At 54.2% G+C, this 214-nt stretch carries 1 rRNA gene; it reads left to right on the forward strand.

Annotated elements, in window-relative coordinates:
- Positions 1–143: 143 nt before the first annotated feature.
- A 5S ribosomal RNA gene (gene rrf / locus KVT38_RS34555) occupies positions 144–214 on the forward strand; the annotation flags it as partial.

The raw sequence follows: 214 nt of genomic DNA on the forward strand, positions 1-214 counted from the left end.
TAGCCGTATCGGAAGGTGCGGCTGGATCACCTCCTTTCTAAGGAGCCCTTCGGGGCAATACGAAGTCCGTGGTTTTATCGCTCGAGTTCAGTTTTGAAGGAGAAATCCTTCAACGAGTCGATCTTCGGATCGCTCAAAACCGGTTTGGTGATAATGGCGGAGGGGTTCCACGCGTACCCATCTCGAACACGACCGTTAAGCCCTCCAGCGCCGA

Source organism: Cohnella sp. GbtcB17 (genome assembly GCF_019091135.1).
Lineage (GTDB): Bacteria > Bacillota > Bacilli > Paenibacillales > Paenibacillaceae > Cohnella.